17 protein-coding genes, 1 tRNA gene and 1 pseudogene are annotated in these 21,988 nt (G+C 35.4%); 10 read left to right on the top strand and 9 right to left on the bottom strand.

Annotation, left to right across the window (positions count from 1 at the left end; all coding sequences use genetic code 11):
* The first annotated feature begins 250 nt into the window (after positions 1-250).
* Positions 251-868, top strand: a complete 618-nt coding sequence (locus tag IR022_RS03335; RefSeq protein WP_050710066.1) for a hypothetical protein — start codon at positions 251-253, stop codon at positions 866-868.
* Here the strand turns inward: IR022_RS03335 and IR022_RS03330 are convergent.
* From IR022_RS03330 to IR022_RS03310, 5 genes are all read right to left on the bottom strand, one after another.
* Positions 865-1,764, bottom strand: a complete 900-nt coding sequence (locus IR022_RS03330; protein WP_194202579.1) for a DMT family transporter — start codon at positions 1,762-1,764, stop codon at positions 865-867. The genes IR022_RS03335 and IR022_RS03330 overlap by 4 nt on opposite strands.
* Positions 1,765-1,979: 215 nt before the next feature.
* Positions 1,980-2,783 (bottom strand): DUF4249 domain-containing protein, encoded by an 804-nt coding sequence (locus IR022_RS03325; RefSeq protein ID WP_194202578.1) that lies wholly within the window; start codon positions 2,781-2,783, stop codon positions 1,980-1,982.
* Positions 2,784-2,854: 71 nt separating this feature from the next.
* Entirely contained in the window at positions 2,855-5,179 is a 2,325-nt protein-coding gene (locus IR022_RS03320) for a TonB-dependent receptor (protein WP_050710075.1), read from the bottom strand.
* Between the two features lie 356 nt (positions 5,180-5,535).
* A complete protein-coding gene (locus tag IR022_RS03315; RefSeq protein WP_194202577.1) occupies positions 5,536-6,534 on the bottom strand; it encodes a sensor histidine kinase in 999 nt (332 codons plus the stop codon).
* Between the two features lie 16 nt (positions 6,535-6,550).
* The gene (locus IR022_RS03310; protein ID WP_194202576.1) at positions 6,551-7,324 is read right to left on the bottom strand and encodes a LytR/AlgR family response regulator transcription factor; all 774 of its coding nucleotides are present in this window, start codon (positions 7,322-7,324) and stop codon (positions 6,551-6,553) included.
* Between the two features lie 246 nt (positions 7,325-7,570).
* Between IR022_RS03310 and IR022_RS20305 the strand changes: the two are divergent.
* A pseudogene (locus tag IR022_RS20305) lies at positions 7,571-8,266 on the top strand (GDSL-type esterase/lipase family protein).
* Between the two features lie 168 nt (positions 8,267-8,434).
* Positions 8,435-11,023 carry an ATP-dependent chaperone ClpB gene (gene clpB, locus IR022_RS03300; protein ID WP_194202575.1) on the top strand — a complete coding sequence of 863 codons (2,589 nt, stop codon included), beginning with the start codon at positions 8,435-8,437 and terminating at the stop codon, positions 11,021-11,023.
* Positions 11,024-11,154: 131 nt separating this feature from the next.
* On the opposite strand, the gene IR022_RS03295 is transcribed toward clpB, so the two are convergent.
* On the bottom strand, positions 11,155-11,322 hold the full coding sequence (locus tag IR022_RS03295) for a hypothetical protein (RefSeq protein ID WP_185099966.1): 168 nt from the start codon (positions 11,320-11,322) through the stop codon (positions 11,155-11,157).
* Between the two features lie 986 nt (positions 11,323-12,308).
* Between IR022_RS03295 and IR022_RS03290 the strand changes: the two genes are divergently transcribed.
* Positions 12,309-13,073 (top strand): GNAT family N-acetyltransferase, encoded by a 765-nt coding sequence (locus IR022_RS03290; RefSeq protein ID WP_194202574.1) that lies wholly within the window; start codon positions 12,309-12,311, stop codon positions 13,071-13,073.
* A 69-nt stretch (positions 13,074-13,142) separates the two neighbouring features.
* Here IR022_RS03290 and gdhA read toward each other — a convergent pair whose 3' ends face one another.
* Entirely contained in the window at positions 13,143-14,480 is a 1,338-nt protein-coding gene (gene gdhA, locus IR022_RS03285) for an NADP-specific glutamate dehydrogenase (RefSeq protein ID WP_194202573.1), read from the bottom strand.
* A gap of 359 nt (positions 14,481-14,839) precedes the next feature.
* Positions 14,840-15,532, bottom strand: coding sequence for a tRNA (adenosine(37)-N6)-threonylcarbamoyltransferase complex dimerization subunit type 1 TsaB (gene tsaB / locus IR022_RS03280; protein WP_194202572.1), 693 nt, complete (start codon positions 15,530-15,532; stop codon positions 14,840-14,842).
* 446 nt (positions 15,533-15,978) lie between these two features.
* On the opposite strand from tsaB, the gene pyrB reads away from it, so the two are divergent.
* From pyrB to IR022_RS03260, 4 genes are all read left to right on the top strand, one after another.
* Positions 15,979-16,896 carry an aspartate carbamoyltransferase gene (gene pyrB, locus IR022_RS03275; RefSeq protein WP_194202571.1) on the top strand — a complete coding sequence of 306 codons (918 nt, stop codon included), beginning with the start codon at positions 15,979-15,981 and terminating at the stop codon, positions 16,894-16,896.
* A 15-nt stretch (positions 16,897-16,911) separates the two neighbouring features.
* Positions 16,912-17,376, top strand: coding sequence for an aspartate carbamoyltransferase regulatory subunit (gene pyrI, locus IR022_RS03270; protein ID WP_185099967.1), 465 nt, complete (start codon positions 16,912-16,914; stop codon positions 17,374-17,376).
* Between the two features lie 316 nt (positions 17,377-17,692).
* On the top strand, positions 17,693-18,328 hold the full coding sequence (locus tag IR022_RS03265) for a hypothetical protein (protein WP_194202570.1): 636 nt from the start codon (positions 17,693-17,695) through the stop codon (positions 18,326-18,328).
* A gap of 276 nt (positions 18,329-18,604) precedes the next feature.
* Complete coding sequence (locus IR022_RS03260) at positions 18,605-19,738, top strand: adenosylcobinamide amidohydrolase (protein WP_194202569.1); 1,134 nt, start codon at positions 18,605-18,607, stop codon at positions 19,736-19,738.
* Positions 19,739-19,764: 26 nt separating this feature from the next.
* On the opposite strand, the gene IR022_RS03255 is transcribed toward IR022_RS03260, so the two are convergent.
* Positions 19,765-19,838 (bottom strand) — tRNA-Thr (locus IR022_RS03255).
* A gap of 294 nt (positions 19,839-20,132) precedes the next feature.
* Here IR022_RS03255 and pepT point away from each other — a divergent pair.
* Complete coding sequence (pepT, locus tag IR022_RS03250) at positions 20,133-21,356, top strand: peptidase T (protein WP_194202568.1); 1,224 nt, start codon at positions 20,133-20,135, stop codon at positions 21,354-21,356.
* Between the two features lie 87 nt (positions 21,357-21,443).
* Positions 21,444-21,923, top strand: coding sequence for a methylglyoxal synthase (locus tag IR022_RS03245; RefSeq protein WP_050710051.1), 480 nt, complete (start codon positions 21,444-21,446; stop codon positions 21,921-21,923).
* The last annotated feature ends 65 nt before the right edge of the window (positions 21,924-21,988 follow it).

The following is a 21,988-nucleotide window of genomic DNA, read 5'->3' as shown; positions in this document are numbered from 1 at the left end:
ATAATTCTAAAGTAATCCATTAAGTACTTTCATTTAATTTCAAATATATTTATTGTCGCATTACAAAGGTAAAACAAACTTTCATTATGACATTTAGAATAGCCGAAAATGAGAAAAAAACAATAAAACATGCTTTATAAATATGTTCAAAAATAGCATTTTTTTAAATCATTGTCAATAATATATTTCATATATTGCATCCCTTAGCAAAAAATCGAATACTTTTTTAACGCCAAACTTTAATTATATTATGGGATACTGTATATTTTCGTTCGCCGCCGATATTGAACAGGTTAGAAAAGTTTTTGATTCACACGATTCATTATTATTCGATAAGATTCAAGATAATGAAGTGTTTAAAAATTATGCAAGTCAAGATCTAGAGAATCAGGTATCAACCAAAGAAGCTCTTAGACAGATAATACATGGGGAACCTTATAAGAAACATTCTGCACATGCCTACTGGTATGCTCTCATTTCTATTTTCGCTTTTTTGGGACCACAATTACCATACAACCAAGATATAGAGCTAGATAATGAGACTGAAATGATAGATAGTTATCTCAAGTCCGATTTTGGTATCGAAACAACTGTTGCTGAAGTTTTGCTTAACAATTTTCCAGATTTAGGATTACCCGATGTTGCGACCTTTCCTTTAGCCGGAGCAATCTCTCCGAACGAAATACTTTTACTATCTAACGAATTGCAAAAAGTAATATTAACCAATACACAAATAGATATGCTGTGGCGTGCTCAGACAGAAAAAGATGAAACTAAAGCCTTTATCTATAACAGCATCAAGGGATTCAAAGAAAACATTGATTTCTGTAATGAAAATAACCTTAGCCTCATCTCCTTTTGTCATTAATGTACCTTATCGGCAGTCCTTAAAAACGGAATATATTTAAATCTATATTCTGAAATAAACATTGATAGCAATATAAGACCTCCTCCTATAATGGTACGTATTGTAATAGGTTCGCTAATCAATACATAAGCCGCTAATGTTGCAAAAACGGGTTCGCATAGATAAGTAAGTGCTACTTTTTCTTCTTCTATATATTTTTGAGAAACATTTTGTATCCCATACATATAAGCTGTTGCAAAAATTCCGGTAAACAGAACTGCCTTCCATACATTCCAATCCATAGGCAAAGCCATGTGACTAAAATCGACAGTAGCAAAAGCCAACACCGCATATACTATTGTACAAGTATATAATTGCACAATAACCAACGATATAGTTTCTACCTTGTTATTGTATTTTCCAACCATCAACACATAAGCCGCAAAGGCTATTGCACCACCTACAGCATACATATCGCCTCTATTGAAGCCACTACCGGCAGAAGTCATCGCAATTACATACAAACCGGCTAAAGCCATCGTACAGGCAAGCCATGTTTTGGGCTTAATAGATTTGCGAAATACACAAAACTTAAGAATAGGTATCAACAATACGTCCATACCCGAAATAAAAGAAGCATTGGCCGACGATGTATATTGCAAACCTATTGTTTGTAATAAAATAGCCAAAAGCAGAGGTATGCCTACCCATACACCATATTTGATTGTTTGCCAATTTATCTGTTTCAATTGCTTAAAAAACAAGATTGACAACACCAGTGCTGCAAGCAGGAAACGATACATTAAAAATGAAAATGGATGGACGATAGAGATGCCTTCCTTAACAAGTGGGAACGAGATTCCCCAAAAAGCTGTACCTAGAACTAAAAGACCTAAGTAAATTCTACTTTTCTTCATTACTCAAATAATTTAAATTTTACATTAAACTATTAGGGCATGTAAAAACAAAAATTTACAAAAGGTTTGCATATATCCCCGATTCTCTTCCCTAATGTTGGGATACAGCGCGAAAAACCTTATCTGGGGTGCAAAGTTATAACACTTTGATCAAAAAAGCAACCCCTTGCAATAAAAAATTGAAGGGGTTGTTTGTATAAAATGAGATATTAACCTTATTCAGTCCAATCGGCAATTATTGTTTGACGATCGTAAGTATATGCACTGAAATATCCTAAAGCACCACCTTTAATATTACTTGTAGGATTAGTTTGAGAAGAGCTTATTCTACCCAAAGTTTCAAAAAAAGTAAATGCACCTTTATCTAACAACTGATGTTCTATGGTAATAGTATCGCCTTTCTTTATAGGATCTTCATCGCTGCCATTTTCTTTGTAAGCAGGAACAATACGGCTCATATAGAAACCCTCACGATCGTCTGTATCTGTTGCATCCTCATCCAGCTTCTTACGTTTGCCGTTTATATACAACAGCTCTCTGTAATAATTCTTCGATCCTTTAGGATCTTGAAAGTGAATCATCGGAAATGGATATTTAAACAACGGAATATAATACAACGTAGTGGAATCGATCTTCACAGTATGTGGAGACATTGTAGATGATGCAGTATATTCTTGTCCTTCAACATTCACTTTCAGATTGTAAGTACGTCCGGGAACGCCCAACATATACGATGCTCTATAAATGCCATCAGTATCAATCTCTAAAATTTCAGAATTACCCTTATCGTCCGATACAGAAACAATAGCTCCTAAAACTGGATCGAATGTATTATCGGAGTTAAACTCTTTCGACATAGTAAGTCTAACAGTAGGCAATGTATTGGGTGTAATAAGACCTTCTATTACCAGCTTTGGTTCAGCAGAATGAAGATCAACCTCTATTTCTTTCTCACAAGAAGTGAACATAAAAAGTGATACTGCTGCTGCAATTATTGTTATATATTTATTGATATTCATATTTTATTTGAACTTTTATTTATAAAATAGTATGATTATATACTTATCAAATTTATAAGAAGGTATGAAATTTAGAATTTGAAATTCCATGAAACAGATGGTACAAAACGGAACAGAGAGTACTGATATGCCGTAGATTTCGAAGGATCGTCATCATTGGTTCTAAACTCAATCATGTAAGCATTTTCGCGACCATATGCATTGTATAGACTAAATGCTAGTTCTGAGTAGAATTTCTTTGTTTTTTTCAATACACAAGTAGCACCTAAATCTAAACGGTGATAATCGGGAGCTCTGTAACCATTTCTTTCAGTATAATATACAACCTCTTTACCATCTACCTGATATTTTCCACTTGGATAAGTAACCGCATTTCCTGTATAATAAATCCAAGCACCCGAAAGTGTCCATTTCTCATTCAGATTATACACTGCCACCAACGAAATATCGTGAGTTCTGTCTTGAACTGCATCGTACCATTTATTATTGTTGATACCATCTATTTGTTTCTCAGATTTTGATAAAGTATAACCAATCCATCCGCTCAATCGTCCAACACGTTTCTTAAACATAAGTTCAATACCATAAGCTCTACCCTTTCCAAATAAAAGCTCTGTCTCTACATCATCATTCGTAAATGTATCTGCATTATCTTTAAAATCAATTTGATTTCTCATATCCTTATAGTACACTTCTGCACTAAATTCAAAAAGATTGTTTGCAAAGTTACGGAAATATCCCAATGTAAACTGATCAGCAATCTGAGGTTTTATATTGTTAGATGTTGATACCCAACGATCGAAAGGTGAAGCAAAGGTTGGATTAGACAGCAAGTGCATACTTTGAGTAGTACGTGCATATGCTGCTTTTATCGACGACTCATCATTCAACCTATAAGCAGTAGATACACGAGGCTCTAAGTTTAAGTATGTTTTCACAAACTCACCCGTTTTATAAGATACAGTATCAATAACTTCATGATTATCATCTAAGTTATAAAAATCGCCTGCACCTAAAACCGAAAATGCAGATAATCTAAGTCCGTACATTATTTCGAGACGATCAGTAGCTTTAAGTGTGTTTGAAGCATAAATACCATTTTCCCATGTATATCTATTTTTCAAATGTTTAGAAACACCTTTATCTTCCGACACATCGAATTTTCCGGGAGCCATATCATGATAGGTTGTATGAAGTCCGAATTTCCAAGTAGATTTTTGACTCTGTTGAAAAGAAAACTCTTGTTTCAATGCATAATCATTTATTAGAGACGATATACGCAAATCCTGATTCATATCCACAGCTACATTGTATGCATATCTGTTGTAAATTAAAGCAGTCGAAGAATTCCACTTGTGGTTCATTATACGAGTCCACTTTACAGTTCCAACCGTATTACCCCAGTCTGTATCAACCACATCAGATATTCCCAATTTATCTTTACCCGAGTAACCTGTAAATGTCAAACGGTCTTTATCGGAAAGCTGAAAATTCAACTTCATATTTAAGTCATAAAAATACAAGGTTGTATTCTTGATATCTTCCGACCCCAATGCACGAGCTATCACATCAGCATAAGTACGTCTAGCCCCTATTACAAAGCTCGATTTTCCTTTTTTGATAGGACCTTCCACATTCAATTTAGAAGAAATAAGACCTAAGCCTCCACTCATATGATAGTCTTGATTATCACCATCACGCATTTGAACATCCAGAATCGAAGATAAACGCTCTCCATATTGTGCAGGTAAAGCACCCTTATATAAGGTAACATCTCTTACCATATCTGAGTTAAACGCCGAGAAGAAACCCATTAAGTGAGAGGCATTATATACACCTACGTTGTCAAGCAACACTAGATTCTGGTCAGAACTACCTCCACGAACATAAAAACCCGTTCCGCCTTCTCCAGCCGATTTAACACCTGGCATCAATTGTATAGCTTTTACAACATCACGCTCACCAAATAATACAGGTAATTGATTTATTTCCTGAATACTCATTTTCTCAACACCAGTTTGTACGCCTGCAACATTCTCATCTACTCTTCGCGATGAAACTACCACTTCGTTCAAATCGATAGAGGACGATTCAAGAGATATATTCTCTACAATATCTTTGGTTAAAGAAATCTTCACTTTTTTATCTTCATAACCTACGTATCTAACAATCAAAGAATAGTTTCCCTTGGGTAGAGTGATCTTGTACTCACCATTATTGTTAGTAAAAACGCCCGTTGCAGATTTTTCAAGTACTCCGACAGGCACTCCTGCAAGAGCCTCTTTTGTCTTTTCGTCTACAATCTTGCCTTGTACAGTATAGTTTTGTGCGATTGCCGAGATTGGCAATAAAAATAATAGGATAAACCCAAAACTTAGCCTAAAAAACTTGCTCATATAGTAATTAAAATTAGATGTCATTCTATCGTCAGAAATTCTTTCGGAGCCGCAAAGATATTAAAAGACTAACTTTTAACAGCTAAATTACGTTAAACTCTCTCATTTTGTTTATAAATATAATTGATATAATCAATGTGTCACCTTATTGCTCTCGCAAGAAATAATATATAAGCATAACGTAACAACAGGGATACCTCTGAAAAATTGGTATGCTTTTACTTTTAAATAAAATCCAGATTAAGAAGTTACCTTTCTATTTCTTCTACAAAAGAATAACAAATAAACCTAACTTTAAAGAGATTATCGACGAACTACATTATTTACGGGACAAGCTGCGAAATTTCTATGTTATTTTATAGATATGGAATTCTCACAACAAACTGGCTTGTAGTCTTCGAAACCTCTATTTCTTTACCATATAATGTATACTGTTTTTGCAGATTGCTCAATCCATGCCCACTCTCTTCTACATTAAGACGCGGTTGCATGTTATTTGTTACTTCTATACATTCTGAAGTTATGTTTACCTCTACAAGAAGAGGTCTATCGACAGATACAACATTGTGCTTTATTGCATTTTCAATCAATAACTGAATACTCACAGGTATTACCTGTTTTTGTATCTCTCTGTTTCCCGTTATATTTATTTCCAAAGCATCTTCAAATCTTATCAACAACAAATAAAGATAAGATTCAACAAAAGATATTTCATCCTTCACCAATACGCTTTTCTGAGTATTGGTCGACAAAAAGTATCTATACACGTTCGATAACTTCTTAGTATATATATTTGCTCTTTGAGGATCTTCGAATATCAACGAGGATAAAACATTCAGACTATTGAATAAAAAATGCGGATGTACCTGAGTTTTTAAAGTAGAGTACAAATACTCTATTTTTTCCTTCTCTATGACAGCAATGTGTCTTTGAGATTCTAATTGACGTTGATTATAAAAAAATAACTCAAGCACAAGAATTATAAAGGAATTGCCCAATACCAATATAATAAGAGATGGAAGCTCGGGATAAACTGCCTCTTCAAAAAACAAATTTCCAAACACATAATTAAGCAGAAAAGAATATGTACAAGCAAAAATAAGAGACACAAATAACTCAAAACTAACACGTATGTATATATTGTCTTTGTATTTGAAATACTTATTTGATGTATGAACAATCAATAGGCTTACAAATGCCATAATTAACACAAAAGGTAGGTCAGAAATAAGTCCCTTATAAAAACTCTCGTCATCCAGTCCGGTCATGACATAATATATCCACTCAAACAAGAATTCAAAAGAAGCAATAATGATTATAAAAATTATAATATTGCCTTTTTTACTGTTTGCCATAACCCATTTCTTTTTATTATACAATTCCATCGACCCACTTCAAAAAGTCAGCAACCCGTATTCTACTAACCAGAACTTCATGAGGACATTCGGGCTGAAAGGAAAGTTTGAGACGGCTATTAAAATACTTAGATATATCGCGTATTGCCTTTATATTGGTGATGCAATTACGTGAAGCCCGAAAGAAAATCGATTTTTCGAGAAGTTTCTCCAATTCATCCAAAGTATAATCTATAATATAGCGTTTGTTATCAAACGAATGTAGAAAGACAGCCTTATCTTCACTATAAAAAAACGCAATATCCTTTGCTTCAATATAAAAATAAGAATCTCCCCTTTGAATAAGAAAACGGCTCTTTACCTTTTGAGTTATTACTTCTCCCAACTGTTTATAATCAAAAGAAGTTTGTTTCGACTGATAGAATTGCTCATATTTTATCAAAGCATCTCTCAAATCGTTTTCTTCAATGGGTTTCAATAAATAATCAATACTATTCAATTTAAAAGCTTGCACCGCATGCTCATCATAAGCAGTAGTAAAAATAACAGGGGTAGAAACCGAAACATGATTAAATATTTCGAAGCAGTCTCCATCCGCCAACCGTATATCCAATAAAATAAGATCTACCTTATGGTTTCGAAGAAAAGAGATTGTTTGCTCAACAGTCTCCGCTCGTTCCGAAAAAATGTATTCGGGTCTCAATTTGCTTACCATTCGCTTTAGCTCCTCGTATGCCAATCGTTCATCTTCTACTATCAGATACTTTATATGTTGTTGGGGCTGAATCATATCAAAATAAATATACAATTTAGACTCAAAGGTATGACATTATAGATATTATCTGGAGATACCCCTCCGATTTCAGATAAACTTTAATATTTTAAAGATCAATTTTACAATATCTATACTAATCTTAAAACTTCAAGAGTAAATAGAATATCAATAAGGTGAGAATCCCACTTTTTTCTTCTCAGAAGTCGAAATCTTGTAATCATATTTTTCTACCTTTATCAGCGATAAAAAAATGAATTAAAGATGAGATCGATACTACAAAAGACACTTTTCTATTCTACCTTATTTTTCACAACAATAACAGCTACCGCACAAAACAAAGATTGGGCAAATACAAATCGTTATCAAGCTAATAACAAAGAACTCATGGAATCTACGAAGCAAATAGACGCAGTTTTTATAGGAAATTCTATTACCGAAAACTGGGTGGGCTTAGACCGCGATTTTTTCATCAACAATAATTATATCGGGCGAGGTATAAGCGGACAAACAAGTTAACAAATTCTGCTCAGAATGAGAGAAGATGTTATTAAACTAAAACCCCGTCTGGTTGTTATAAATGCAGGCACAAATGATATTGCCGAAGGTGCAGATACATATAATCCTGAAATTACTTTGGGGAACATAATTTTGATGGTTCAATTGGCACAAGCTAATAACATAAAAGTTGTTCTGGGATTACTTTTACCAACTAAGCAATACAGATGGAGTCCTGATATTCCAGATGTAGCTAATAAAGTTATAGATCTCAATACCAGAATAATAAATTATGCTGATGCAAACAGCATTCCGTATATCGATTATCACTCGGCACTTAAAGACAAAAACAATGGTTTGGATGTAAAATACGGAGACGATGGGGTTCATCCTAAAATAAAAGGATACCACATTATGGAACCTTTGGCTAAAGGAGCTATTGACAAAGCATTACAACAATAAGACAGTAACAATGCAAAATATAGTTGAAGCATAGCCCTATAAGGTTATGCTTTTTCATTTTAGAATCGCTACTACTGACATTTTGACACAAAACAAGCAATGGCAAATTATTTGCAGAATAGCTACTAAAATAGAATACAAACGAAATAAAGAAAGGAGATATAATATATGAATTTCAATAACTTTACTATTAAATCTCAAGAAACTTTACAAAAAGCAATTGAGATCGTTAGAGAGAGAAATCAACAAGCAGTAGAAACTAGCCACATACTATTATCTGCTATTTTAACAGGCGATAATATTGTGAATTTTCTCTTTCAAAAACAAGGAGTAAATCCTCAGAACCTAACTATTCTTCTCGAAAGACAAATAGAATCCTATCCAAAGGTGATGGGAGGCGAACCCTATTTGAGCAGAGAGAGTAACACAGCACTACAAAAAGCGTCTGATCTAGCAAAAAAAATGGACGATCAGTATGTATCAATTGAGCATATTCTATTAGGAATACTAGCTGAAAAGAGCACTGCTTCTCAGATAATGAAAGATGCAGGCATTACTGAAAACGGATTACAGCAAGCTATCATAGAATTAAGAAAAGGCAGCAAGGTAGATAGCCAATCGGCAGAAGACACTTATCAGTCACTCGAGAAATTTGCAATCAACTTAACTCAAAGAGCCAGAGATGGCAAACTCGATCCTGTGATTGGTCGTGACGAAGAAATCCGTCGCGTATTGCAGATTTTAAGCCGTCGTACTAAAAACAATCCTATTCTTATAGGCGAACCTGGTACAGGTAAAACAGCCATAGCCGAAGGATTAGCCTATCGGATTATCCGTGGCGATGTGCCCGAAAACTTAAAAAGCAAACAAATCTATTCACTAGATATGGGTGCTTTAATAGCAGGCGCTAAATATAAAGGAGAATTTGAAGAACGTCTTAAATCTGTTGTAAACGAAGTAACCAAAGCCGAAGGCGAAATCATCCTTTTCATCGACGAAATACACACTCTTGTAGGAGCAGGTAAAGGAGAAGGAGCAATGGATGCTGCCAATATTTTAAAACCGGCTTTAGCTCGTGGCGAATTACGCTCTATCGGTGCAACAACTTTAGACGAATATCAAAAATATTTCGAAAAAGATAAAGCACTCGAACGTCGTTTCCAAATTGTAATGGTAGACGAACCAAGCGAATTAGATACTATCTCTATCCTTAGGGGATTGAAAGAGAAGTACGAAAACCATCATCAGGTACGTATCAAAGACGAGGCTATTATTTCGGCAGTTCAGCTATCGAGCCGTTATATAACCGATCGTTTTTTACCAGACAAAGCTATCGACTTGATGGACGAAGCTGCTGCTAAACTACGTATGGAAGTTGACTCTGTACCTGAAGAATTAGACGAAAAAAGCCGCCGTATCAAACAATTAGAAATTGAACGTGAAGCTATCAAACGCGAAAACGACAAAGATAAAGAAGCTCAACTTAGTAAAGAAATCAGCCTTCTGAAAGAAGAGGAAAAAGATTTAAGAGCCAAATGGCAATCCGAAAAAGATGTCATAAATAAAATTCAGCACAATAAAATAGAGATTGAAGACGCTAAGTTTCAAGCAGACAAAGCCGAACGCGAAGGAGATTACGGAAAGGTAGCCGAATTGCGATATGGTAAAATAAAAGAACTCGAAAGCGAAATAGACAAATTGCAGTCTCAATTGCACGGTATGCAAGGAAGCACTGCAATGGTAAAAGAAGAAGTAGATGCTTTTGACATAGCCGATGTAGTATCTCGCTGGACTGGCATACCTGTCAACAAGATGCTACAAAGCGAACGCGAGAAATTGCTACATTTGGAAGACGAGCTTCACGAACGAGTAGTTGGTCAAAATGAAGCTATTATAGGAATCTCGAATGCTATTCGTCGTAGTCGTGCAGGCTTACAAGACCCTAAACGCCCCATAGGATCATTTATCTTTTTGGGCACAACTGGAGTCGGTAAAACCGAGTTAGCAAAAGCATTAGCTGAGTTTCTATTCGACGATGAAAATATGATGACCCGTATCGACATGAGCGAGTATCAAGAAAAATTCAGCGCAACTCGTCTGATTGGAGCGCCTCCCGGATATGTCGGATATGACGAAGGCGGACAATTGACTGAGGCTATTCGCCGTAAACCATACTCGGTAGTACTGTTCGATGAGATCGAAAAAGCACATCCAGATGTATTTAACATCTTACTACAAGTATTGGATGACGGACGTTTGACTGACAATAAAGGACGTGTAGTTAATTTCAAGAATACAATTATCATCATGACCTCAAATATGGGATCGGGATTAATCAGAGAAAATTTTGCAACAATCACTCCCGAAAATCACGATGAAGTTGTAGAGACTACTAAGAAAGAAGTCTTAAGTATGTTGAAAGCCAATATTCGTCCAGAGTTTTTGAATCGTATTGATGAGATAATCATGTTTGAGCCTTTAACTGAAAAAGATATCGAAAAGGTAGTCAAGATTCAATTGGAAGGTCTTGTAAAACTCCTTAAAGGAAACGGTGTTAGACTTGAATTTTCGGACGAAGCCATCTCATGGATTGCTCACAAAGGATACGATCCTGAGTTCGGAGCCCGTCCTGTGAAACGTGTAATACAACGTCAGGTACTTGACACTCTGTCTAAGCGATTATTGGCTCAGTCAGTAGATAAGTCAAACCCTATCACTGTAGATATAAAAGATGGTGAATTAGAGTTCCGAAATTAAAAGAACTATATATATTACAAACAGCACTTCTCTGTTTTCCAGAGAAGTGCTGTTTTTTATTTCCTTTCTTCTAGATTGAATAAACGATAGTTCTTATATTCGAAAAATAGTAGACTAATAGTAGCCGAAATTCAATCCTTTCTTTGAGATGAGCGTCCCAAATAATAGAAAGCTATTAATGAACTGATTTGCAATGCAGCGATAAGCAGCATTCCTCTACGACGTCTATTTTCTCTCTTTAATTTTTTCAATTCCTGCAACCTTTGTTGTTCAACAGAATCATCTCTAGTCTCTGACATAAGTTATATTTTTAGAGGTGGAGCCGACAACGACTTCCTATTTACTTATGATAAACAAGCCCAGACTAGTTATAGTTCATATTATGTTTTACAAAACCGCTTCCCTATTCTTATATCCCCTAGCTCTTTCTTATATGGATTAGAATACAACAAATATCTTCCATCAATAACATTCACAGAACAACAACACACATAATCACCTCATAATAAACAAGATGAAACTCATTAGAACCTGTATAATATATCACTATATTATATGATATCATATTTATATATATTAGTATAACACACATAAAATATTAAGTATAAATTAGTCAAACGGAACGAAAACAGGAAAACTTGAATAAAAATGCACCAAATACCGCTAAAAGCGTATAGTTAGGAATATAAAAGGCTTATTATATACCAACAATCAAAAATAATCCAAATAGCAAGATATATTTTAACATACTACAAAACAGCAATATAACACTTATTCACTATCAACAAACAAACAAAACACAAAAACTAAATAGTCCCTTTCCATCGAAACAGCAATTTTCTAATTTAAACAAGCAAAAAATACCTATATAAATTAATTTTCTTCATTTTAAAGACTCAAATAAGTCTCTAAATATATGAAATATCTTTGTTTCTGAAAAAAGCTATTATTAGAAGGATACAAAGCAACCATATTCATCCAAATCAGTTGATTTCATCGGCATTATTTAACAATCTAAAAGTCTCATAATGATTCATTTTTAAGAAATAAACAATTTAACAGATAACAATCTAATTACTAGAAATAATATAGACATATAGAATATTATATCTACAATCTAAATATCGATGAAATGGGCAATATTAAATTTACAGTAAAATGGCAAAAATAGAGATGAAAATTACAATCAAAAAGCATCGCCATTATTATCAGAAAACAGTTTATTATTATTCAAAAATTCGTAGAATAATTAGTACATTTACCTCATTATCAACGGAATTTAAATATGGATATAATAACGATTGACCTCAATAATCTAATAAAAGAGCATATTTGCTGTGCCATAGACAGTAAAACAAGTGCTATCGGAATAGCCGCCAAGAAAGAATGGCTCAAAGACAGAATCCCCGAAGGACTGAAATTTAAGAAATTGAATGCCCGAGGTAAGGTATTTATTGAATATATCCCCGTTGAAAAGGGATGGTTACCAATCAAAGCAAAAGGATATATGCTTATAAACTGTCATTGGGTATCGGGGAGCTTCAAAGGTAATGGTTACGGCTCTGAATTATTGAAAGAATGCGAAGATGAAGCAAAAAGCCTCGGAATGAAAGGAATTGTTGTTTTAACAGCAAATAAAAAGAAACCGTTTTTGTCTGATAAATCATTCTATCTAAAATCTGGTTATGAAGTAGTTGACTCAGCCCCACCCTATTTTGAACTTGTTGCTAAACGCTTTGAGAATGATGCAGAATTACCGACCTTCACTGATTCTGCGAAAAAAGGCTTTCCTGAGGAGATAAAAGGCATCGATATATTTTACACTGCACAATGCCCTTTTACAATTCCTTATATAGAGCTTCTAAAGCCTGTAATATTATCATCTGATATTTCTGTTCGCACACACCAAATAAAGTCACGGGAGGAAGCGCAATCCCATTTTTGCCCTGTAACAACATATAGCGTATTTATAGATGGAAAATTCCATACTCAAGAAATACTTACCCCTAAGAAATTGGAACAAATTATATATAAAATTCAAGCTCAATAAAAAAGCCTTTGCTCAAATATATGAGCAAAGGCTTTTAATTATAAATTACTATAAATTACTCGTTTTTCATTATACTATTCCCTGACTAATAGTTGCTCTCGCAACTTTCATAAATCCGGCAATATTTGCACCTTTCACATAATTAATATATCCATCGCTCTCGGTTCCATGTTTTACACACTGTTCGTGGATGCTATACATTATTTGATGCAGTTTTTGATCTACTTCCTCCGCAGTCCATTGATAATGCATAGCGTTCTGAGTCATTTCCAAACCTGATGTTGCTACTCCACCCGCATTAACTGCCTTACCCGGTGCAAAAAGAATTTTATTATCAATAAACAACTTTATTGCTTCTTCAGTACAACCCATATTCGAAATTTCGGCTACACACTGCACTCCATTGGCTAAAAGCAGTTTTGCATCCTCTTCACCCAATTCATTCTGAATGGCACAAGTAAGAGCTATATCCACTTTTTGTTCCCAAGGGCGTTTTCCTTCATAAAACTTCGCTTCAGGAAAAGCCTTTGCATAAGGTGCTACAATATCCTCACCTGTATACCGCAATTCAAGCATATAGTCTATCTTTTTAGGAGAAAGACCCTCGGGGTCATGAATATAACCATCGGGACCCGAGATCGTAACTACCTTAGCACCTAATTCCGTCGCTTTAAGAGCTGCCCCCCAAGCTACATTACCAAATCCGGATATAGCAACAGTTTTACCGACAAGGCTGATTCCTTTGCCTGCAAGCATCTCTTTTACAAAATAAAGACCTCCAAATCCTGTAGCTTCGGGACGAATAAGAGAACCTCCGTACTCAATTCCTTTTCCTGTGAAAGCACCTGTATTTTCACGAGCCAGTTTTTTATACATACCATATAAATATCCTATTTCGCGGGCACCAACACCTATATCTCCGGCTGGCACATCGGTATCGGGTCCTATGTTACGCCATAACTCTAACATAAAAGATTGGCAAAAACGCATCACCTCTCCATCAGATTTACCTTTACAGTTGAAGTCCGAACCACCTTTAGCTCCACCCATTGGTAAAGTAGTGAGAGCATTCTTAAAGGTTTGCTCGAAACCTAAAAACTTCATAATCGATAGATTTACAGAAGGGTGAAATCTCAAACCTCCTTTATATGGACCTATTGCATTATTGAATTGAACCCTATAACCAATATTTACATGGATAGCACCTTTATCATCAACCCAAGGCACTTTAAACATAAGAACACGGTCGGGCTCTACAAGCCTCTCTATGATCTGGGCTTTCTCAAATTGGGGATGTTGTTCATAAACATCTTTTATTGAGATTAATACTTCTCTTACTGCTTGAATGTATTCTACTTCTCCGGGATGCTTAGCTTCCAAGGATGACAAAATGTTGTTAATATCCATATAAGACTAGTTTTTTAAAGTCATTTTTCTATTTCAAATATACTAATAAAGAGAATAAAGTATCATTATAACAATATAAAAAAAACATGCTTTTTAATATAAAAACAAAAGAAATCTTTCAACAAATAACCTATTCTAAAAACGAAAAGGAAGAACATTCCATCTTGAAATATTCTTCCTCCTACAATTTATTTTTTTTCGAAACTTACCTTCGATTAATTCCCCCACTAAAAGAGGCATATAAAATATTCTTTCTAATTTAAATAATGATTTCTCAAATCTCATGATTGTGTTTTATTCTCGATTGCCTATATAACAGACCAAAGAGGAAAAAGTTAAACAACCAATAGATAAATTGACTAAAAAATATTCTTTTTAGGAGTTGTAGCTACAAAATCTTTCAGGTAAAAAGGTTCAAAATAAGCAGAATCTACAAATTGCTTAGCAGCATATGCTTCTTCCGACAACCGAACCATATATCTGGCAGAAGGATACATACCCTTCACGAAACGAGCGTTACTATCTGTAATACAATCATCGCATTTATCTGCTCCATTACCAAAGAATAAAACTTTCGAGTTAGACAGATACTCTGCATAAGAGTCACTTTCTACAATATCAGCAGCAATATCTCTCACTACCTTCAACTCCTTGTCGTACAAAGCAGCGTATACCTCCATACGGCGAGCATCTATCATAGGGCATAAAAGCGTATTAGCTTCTAGTTCTTCTGTCTCAATAACCTTTTGAGTTAAAACCAGAGGTGTTTTAATAGCTATCATCGGGATACCCAAACCATAACAAAGACCTTTTGCCTCCGAAACTCCAATCCTTAGGCCGGTATAAGATCCGGGACCACAACTTACCGATACTGAATCCAACGTAAGACCTAAAGCTCTTACCTCTGCCATAGCATCGGCTACAAATACACCTAATAGACTTGCATGAGAAGGCCCTTCGGTATTTTCTCTTTCGAATACAATTTTACCATTACTTGAAACTGCTACCGAACATACAGGAGTTGCAGTTTCTATATTTAAGATACATGACATATATTTACTGTTTTTTGAAGACACAAAGTTAAGATTTTCCTATATAATAAAAGTATGATAAGATTAAAAACAGAGTAGGATGAAACCTATTTAATATTTTCCACATCATGAGAACCATAATCCGTAACAACCTTCAAATAGCTAATTACAGACTTACATACGCTCAATATTAATTTGAATGAAAAAATTTCTCCTAAAACAAAAGATCATAGACCAAAAATTGATATATTTGTTTCCAGAAAAAAAGTAGCAATGAGAAGTGATCATCCAAACCTACACGTAATGCATTTACAAAAATCATTCTTTAGATTGAGTTTTCATTTTTCATTCATATAATATACCCTCGGAAAATTTATTTTTCGAGGTTTTTTTTGATCTCAAAGTAACAGTTAGTGCTTTAATGCAATAAAAAGGTTTGATGCCTTAATTTATAAATTCGGTTGTATATGGAAAATAAGAGTTTGGTTTCGATTACCGATTATACGAAAGATGATATAATCAGGATACTTCAATTAGCAGAGAAATTTGACGAAAACCCCAATCGTCGCCTTCTGGAAGGAAAAGTATGTGCAACACTTTTCTTTGAACCATCCACACGTACCCGTCTAAGTTTCGAGACTGCTGTTCATCGACTAGGTGGACGCATTATCGGCTTCTCGGACGTTTCGACGACTAGTTCGACTAAAGGCGAAACTCTAAAAGATACCATAGCTATGGTAAACAACTATGCCGATCTTATTGTCATGCGACACCATCTTGAAGGTGCTGCACGCTATGCTTCGGAACTATCGACTGTACCTATAATCAATGCAGGTGACGGAGCCAATCAGCATCCGACTCAGACCATGCTCGATATGTACTCTATTTACAAAACGCAAGGCACACTCGAAAATCAAACCATTACCATAGTAGGCGATCTTAAATATGGGCGCACAGTGCATTCTTTGATTATAGGAATGTCTCACTTCAACCCTACATTCAGATTTGTAGCACCCGAGGAGCTTAAACTTCCTGATACTTATAAACGCTTTTGTGACGAACACCATATTAAATACGAAGAGTCTGCCGATTTCTCGGAGGATATCCTAAACGAATCAGACATCTTATATATGACTCGCGTACAACGCGAACGCTTTACCGATTTGATGGAATACGAAAAAGTGAAAAACGTATATATTCTTCGCAAAGATATGCTGACAAACACACGCGAAAATCTACGTATCCTACATCCGCTGCCTCGTGTAAACGAGATACAACAAGATGTAGACGATAGCCCGAAAGCCTATTATTTTGAGCAGGCTCGCAATGGAGTATTTGCCCGTCAGGCAGTTATTTGCGATAGTTTAGGAATAGATGTTCAATAAAATAAAAAATTGAGAATCATGAGCGAAAAAAGAAAAGAACTTCAGGTAGCAGCACTTTGCAATGGTACAGCTATCGACCATATACCATCCAAACAAGTATTCAAGGTATTATCTCTTCTTAACTTGGGTGATCTTGAAAACCCTGTTACGATAGGTAATAACCTCGAAAGTAAGAAGATGGGAACTAAAGGAATCATTAAGATTTCTGACAAATTCTTTGAAGAAGAAGAAATCAATCGCATTGCCCTTATTGCTCCCAACGTAATACTCAATATAATTAAAGATTATAGAGTAGTCGAAAAAAAGAGAATCAGTCTCCCACAAACAATTCTGGGTATCGTAAAATGCAACAATCCCAAATGCATCACTAATAACGAACCTATGGTAACCCGCTTCGAGGTTCTGGATAACAACAATGTTGTACTGAATTGTCATTATTGCGATATAAAGATTCAAAAGGAAGATGTTATTCTAAAATAAAATAGTTGAAATAAAAGTCTTAAATGCAACTATTTCATCACATAATAAAAGTCTTTAAAATCTAATCCCGGTTTTTAAAGACTTTTTCTTTTTATCAGAAAGAGAAATTATCTATCTTTGCAGAATAGAACTCTAAAAACATACTAAGACACAGACCTATTAAACAACTACCTAGGATTTAATAAGCCTGTTTATAAAAAAACTATATTCTTCAAAATATATTTAGGAAAGAATTAATTGATTTTAATTCACTTAATATATATTTGTTGTAGTTTGTTGTATCAAAGTTTTTGAGTGTAATTTTATTTATATAAAAATGCCAGCTTCTAAACGATTATTCAATATATTACCAGCATTTCTTCAACGAATATATCATTCGAACAAGAATAAATCTCAAATCTCGAAATGGGTTAGAAAAGGGAAACCTGTGCCTGTACCTCATGCCATAAAACAAGAGCTGGTTACACGATACCGAAAGAAGCATGATATATCTACATTAGTAGAATCGGGAACCTATTTGGGTGACATGATATGGGCTCAACAAGATAATTTCGAAAAAATATACACAATAGAATTAAGCAAGTATTTGCAGGAAGCAGCTAAACAACGTTTCCGCAATCGTTCTCATATCGAATTTATCCATGGAGACAGTGGCAAACTAATGTCGACATTAATAAAAGATCTCCCTGAGAAGACTCTGTTCTGGCTTGATGGACACTACTCTGGAGGTACTACTGCCCGGGGAGACAAAGATTGCCCTATAACAGAGGAGGTGAAAGCCATTTTATCTTCAGACATCGAGCATGTATTACTCATAGACGACGCACGCTACTTCATAGGAGAGAGAGACTACCCTACTATCAATGGGCTTTCGGCATACATATTAAGTGTATATCCTAATAGTAGCATAGAAATAGAAAACGACTGCATTATTGTAGAATTAAAGAAATGACGTATGTATAAACTATGTGTAGCCTTATTTATAATATCCACAATTTGTATTTTTGTAAATATGATACTCATATTTAGAGATATGCAGAATACGAGCCATTATGCCAGAGCATGCACATTTATTATACTGTCTGCATCGTCATACTATTTGATGAAATACTACAAATCAAGAAGAAAATAAGGAATTTACAAATCCACTCTACACACCATTTAAAGCTACACAACTCTTTGTATATTTGCCTATCTTAAAATATTAAAGATCACAAGGCTAAAATATATGCAGAAACTATTCAACACTATTTGCAACGATAGTGTATATTTCGACCAAGAAACCATTATAATTCAACTAAACGGACACCGAAACGTTGTCAGCACCTGCAATCTAAACGGTGGGTACAAAGAAGACATTCAATACATCTATAACAATAGCTGCGGAAAAAGCATAGAAGCAGGAGATATTGTTACCATGAAAGGTAATAATATGATGGAGCATTATCATGCCCTCACTCTTGAACTGAATCTCCCCGCTGATAAAACTACCGGCATGTGTACTGCTGCCCTTATGGAAAACATGGCAACAGTAACCCAATCCAAGGAATCGATAAGTGTTACAGCAATGGTTACCGCCGGAATAGATATAAACGGAGGGCGCGCAGGAGACCCTGCTCAGTTTAACGAATTTACAAACGAACCTCTCGACAGCACACAGGGAACAATAAATATATTTCTACTGATTGATGCCCATTTGGATGCAGGAACACTCACCCGATCTCTCATCACAGCTACCGAAGCCAAAAGCGCCGCTTTGGAAGAGCTTATGGCAAACAGCATGTATTCGGAGGGCTTAGCAACAGGATCGGGAACCGACAATATTATAGCAGTAAGCAATCTAGATTCTAAAATTCAATTATATAATGCAGGCAAGCATTGCATATTAGGAGAACTTATAGGAGCAACAGTAAAGAAAGCAGTGCAAGAAGCCCTCAATAAGCAATCAGGGATGAATCCCAAGAGACAAGCATCCGCTATCTGGCAAAACAAACGCTATGGTATTACCTATGATAAAATATTTCAGCATTATCAAAAGCTTTCAAGCAACCTCAATTCTTCATTAGAAGCCTTCTTACCTACAATTGATGAGATAACATCCAACAATGAGGTATCGGCTCAAATAGCAGCTATAACGCATCTAATAGATCAAAACCGATGGGGATTACTTACAGAAGTCAATCTAAAAAAGACTGCACTGAGATATCTTAATCTATTGCGTAAAGACTATGATTTGACAGAAATACCAGAAACCAAAGAAGAGAATGACGAGACACCTTTTTACAGACATCTTATTGATCTGATCAACGATACTTTGGGAGGGATTTTACATAACCATATAATAAAAAGAAAAAGGAACTAGTTATATAACTAATTCCTTTTCTTTTGAGCCTCTTGTCGGATTCGAACCAACGACCCCGAGATTACAAATCACGTGCTCTGGCCAACTGAGCTAAAGAGGCAGGTGGGTAAACTTACTATATCGCGCCGCTCAACCGACTACCCTTGCTGCGATCAAACCCTGGGGGATTAATCAGGAGCTGACCGTATAGGGCTTACCCGGGCACAAAGGTAGATATTTTTTTCACATTCCAAAATACTAAGTACTCTTTTTCCTTTGATTTCATTTTAGTATCTTTGTTGATAAGAATCAGCCGGGGGAATAATTATTTTAAATGCAATTAGTTATAAATTCAAAAGTTCTTTTTAAAGGCTGATATTTTTTTTGAAAATAATTTAAAACTTGAACAAAAACGATGAATGTAGTCGACAGATTTATCAAATATGTGAAATTTGACACCGAGTCAAGTACAGAAACTCACACTACTCCCAGTACTCCGGGACAATTAGTATTAGCAGAAGAGCTAAAAAAAGAACTGATAGAAATAGGACTCGAAGATATATCATTAGACGGTAATGGATATTTGATGGCAACTTTACCTGCCAATTCGGATAAAAAGATACCAACAATCGGTTTTGTTGCGCACATGGATACAAGTCCCGATTTAACAGGAAAGAATGTAAACCCACGTATTGTAAAAGCATACGATGGTAAAGATATTATACTGAATAAAGATCTTAATATAGTACTTTCGCCAAATGATTTCCCCGAACTATTGAAGTTCACCGATCAGGATATCATTGTAACCGATGGAACTACCCTATTAGGTGCAGACGATAAAGCAGGTATAGCCGAAATTATAACAGCTATGAAATACCTGAAGGATCATCCAGAGATTAAACATGGTAAAATACGCATTTGCTTTACTCCTGACGAAGAGATAGGAGCAGGAGCTGATGAGTTTGATGTAGAAAAATTCGGAGCCGAATGGGCTTACACTATGGATGGTGGAGAGTTAGGCGAACTTGAATACGAAAACTTCAATGCAGCCGGCGTAAAAATAAATATACAAGGGCGTAGTGTACATCCGGGATCGGCTAAAGACAAGATGATTAATGCACTTATTGTAGCCAATAAACTAGTATCACTCATTCCGGCAAATGAAAGACCCGAGCATACTTCTCATTACGAAGGATTCTTCCACTTGATGGGAATGTCTGGCTCGGTTGATTCAGCCTCAGTATCATTCATTATTCGCGATCACGACAAAGCATTATTTGAAAACAGAAAACAAATAATGAGAGATAGTGTTGAATACCTGCAAAAACTATATCCAAGCAGTACTATTTCGCTTGAGATAAAAGATCAGTATTACAACATGCGCGAAAAAGTAGAGCCTGTTATACAGATCGTAGACTACGCTTTCAACGCAATGCAGGAACTAGGTATAACACCTCTTGTAAAACCCATCAGAGGAGGTACAGATGGCGCTAGACTTTCATTCATGGGACTACCCTGCCCTAACATATTTGCGGGAGGATTAAATTTCCACGGACGTTACGAATACGTACCTATCCCATCTTTAGAAAAAGCTGTACAAGTAATCGTAAAGATTGCCGAATTAGTAGCTAAGGGTTAATACCTTTTTAGCACCAACGAATAATTCTTTTTTGATAAATTATCAAAATTAAAAATACAAAGCTCTATTGCTTTAAAACAAAAAAATATGAGAAAACGATTGACTATAGCTCTAGTAGCACACGACCATCGCAAAGCCGATATGGTAGACTGGTGTTACTATAATTCAGATTTCCTATCAAGCCATCATCTGGTATGCACAGGAACCACAGGGCTCCTTATCCGACAAGCTTTCAGTGAAAAGGGTATTGATGCTGAAATAACCTGTATGAACTCGGGACCTTTGGGTGGTGATGCCGAAATAGCAGCAATGGTAGTACGTCAAGAAATAAATATGGCTGTTTTCCTTATCGATGACTTGAATCCGCAACCACACGAGGCAGATATTATGATGTTATTGCGCCAGTGCCGTGTACACAATGTGCCGATTGCATGCAATCGTTACAGCGCCGATTTGATGATCACCAGCACCCTTTGGGATAATGATGATTATACACCAACAAAACCTCGTTACGAACGCTTCGATCGTGAGAAATTTGATGAAATATACGGCAAGATAAAAGGCTAAGCCGCCAATTCTTTCCTATACTGCATAAAAAAGAGAGACAATTAATTGTCTCTCTTTTTTTGTTA

Origin of the sequence: Dysgonomonas sp. GY617, assembly GCF_015233815.1 — a bacterium.
Taxonomy (GTDB): Bacteria; Bacteroidota; Bacteroidia; order Bacteroidales; family Dysgonomonadaceae; genus Dysgonomonas_A.
This window is presented reverse-complemented; position numbering and strand designations above follow the sequence as displayed.

What these genes read in the sequence shown, in the direction of transcription:
- IR022_RS03335 (WP_050710066.1), top strand. Translation starts at nt 251, where the DNA reads ATGGGATACTGTATATTTTCGTTCGCCGCCGATATTGAACAGGTTAGA.
- IR022_RS03330 (WP_194202579.1), bottom strand. Translation starts at nt 1,764, where the DNA reads ATGAAGAAAAGTAGAATTTACTTAGGTCTTTTAGTTCTAGGTACAGCT.
- IR022_RS03325 (WP_194202578.1), bottom strand. Translation starts at nt 2,783, where the DNA reads ATGAATATCAATAAATATATAACAATAATTGCAGCAGCAGTATCACTT.
- IR022_RS03320 (WP_050710075.1), bottom strand. Translation starts at nt 5,179, where the DNA reads ATGAGCAAGTTTTTTAGGCTAAGTTTTGGGTTTATCCTATTATTTTTA.
- IR022_RS03315 (WP_194202577.1), bottom strand. Translation starts at nt 6,534, where the DNA reads ATGGCAAACAGTAAAAAAGGCAATATTATAATTTTTATAATCATTATT.
- IR022_RS03310 (WP_194202576.1), bottom strand. Translation starts at nt 7,324, where the DNA reads ATGATTCAGCCCCAACAACATATAAAGTATCTGATAGTAGAAGATGAA.
- clpB (WP_194202575.1), top strand. Translation starts at nt 8,435, where the DNA reads ATGAATTTCAATAACTTTACTATTAAATCTCAAGAAACTTTACAAAAA.
- IR022_RS03295 (WP_185099966.1), bottom strand. Translation starts at nt 11,322, where the DNA reads ATGTCAGAGACTAGAGATGATTCTGTTGAACAACAAAGGTTGCAGGAA.
- IR022_RS03290 (WP_194202574.1), top strand. Translation starts at nt 12,309, where the DNA reads ATGGATATAATAACGATTGACCTCAATAATCTAATAAAAGAGCATATT.
- gdhA (WP_194202573.1), bottom strand. Translation starts at nt 14,480, where the DNA reads ATGGATATTAACAACATTTTGTCATCCTTGGAAGCTAAGCATCCCGGA.
- tsaB (WP_194202572.1), bottom strand. Translation starts at nt 15,532, where the DNA reads ATGTCATGTATCTTAAATATAGAAACTGCAACTCCTGTATGTTCGGTA.
- pyrB (WP_194202571.1), top strand. Translation starts at nt 15,979, where the DNA reads ATGGAAAATAAGAGTTTGGTTTCGATTACCGATTATACGAAAGATGAT.
- IR022_RS03265 (WP_194202570.1), top strand. Translation starts at nt 17,693, where the DNA reads ATGCCAGCTTCTAAACGATTATTCAATATATTACCAGCATTTCTTCAA.
- IR022_RS03260 (WP_194202569.1), top strand. Translation starts at nt 18,605, where the DNA reads ATGCAGAAACTATTCAACACTATTTGCAACGATAGTGTATATTTCGAC.
- pepT (WP_194202568.1), top strand. Translation starts at nt 20,133, where the DNA reads ATGAATGTAGTCGACAGATTTATCAAATATGTGAAATTTGACACCGAG.
- IR022_RS03245 (WP_050710051.1), top strand. Translation starts at nt 21,444, where the DNA reads ATGAGAAAACGATTGACTATAGCTCTAGTAGCACACGACCATCGCAAA.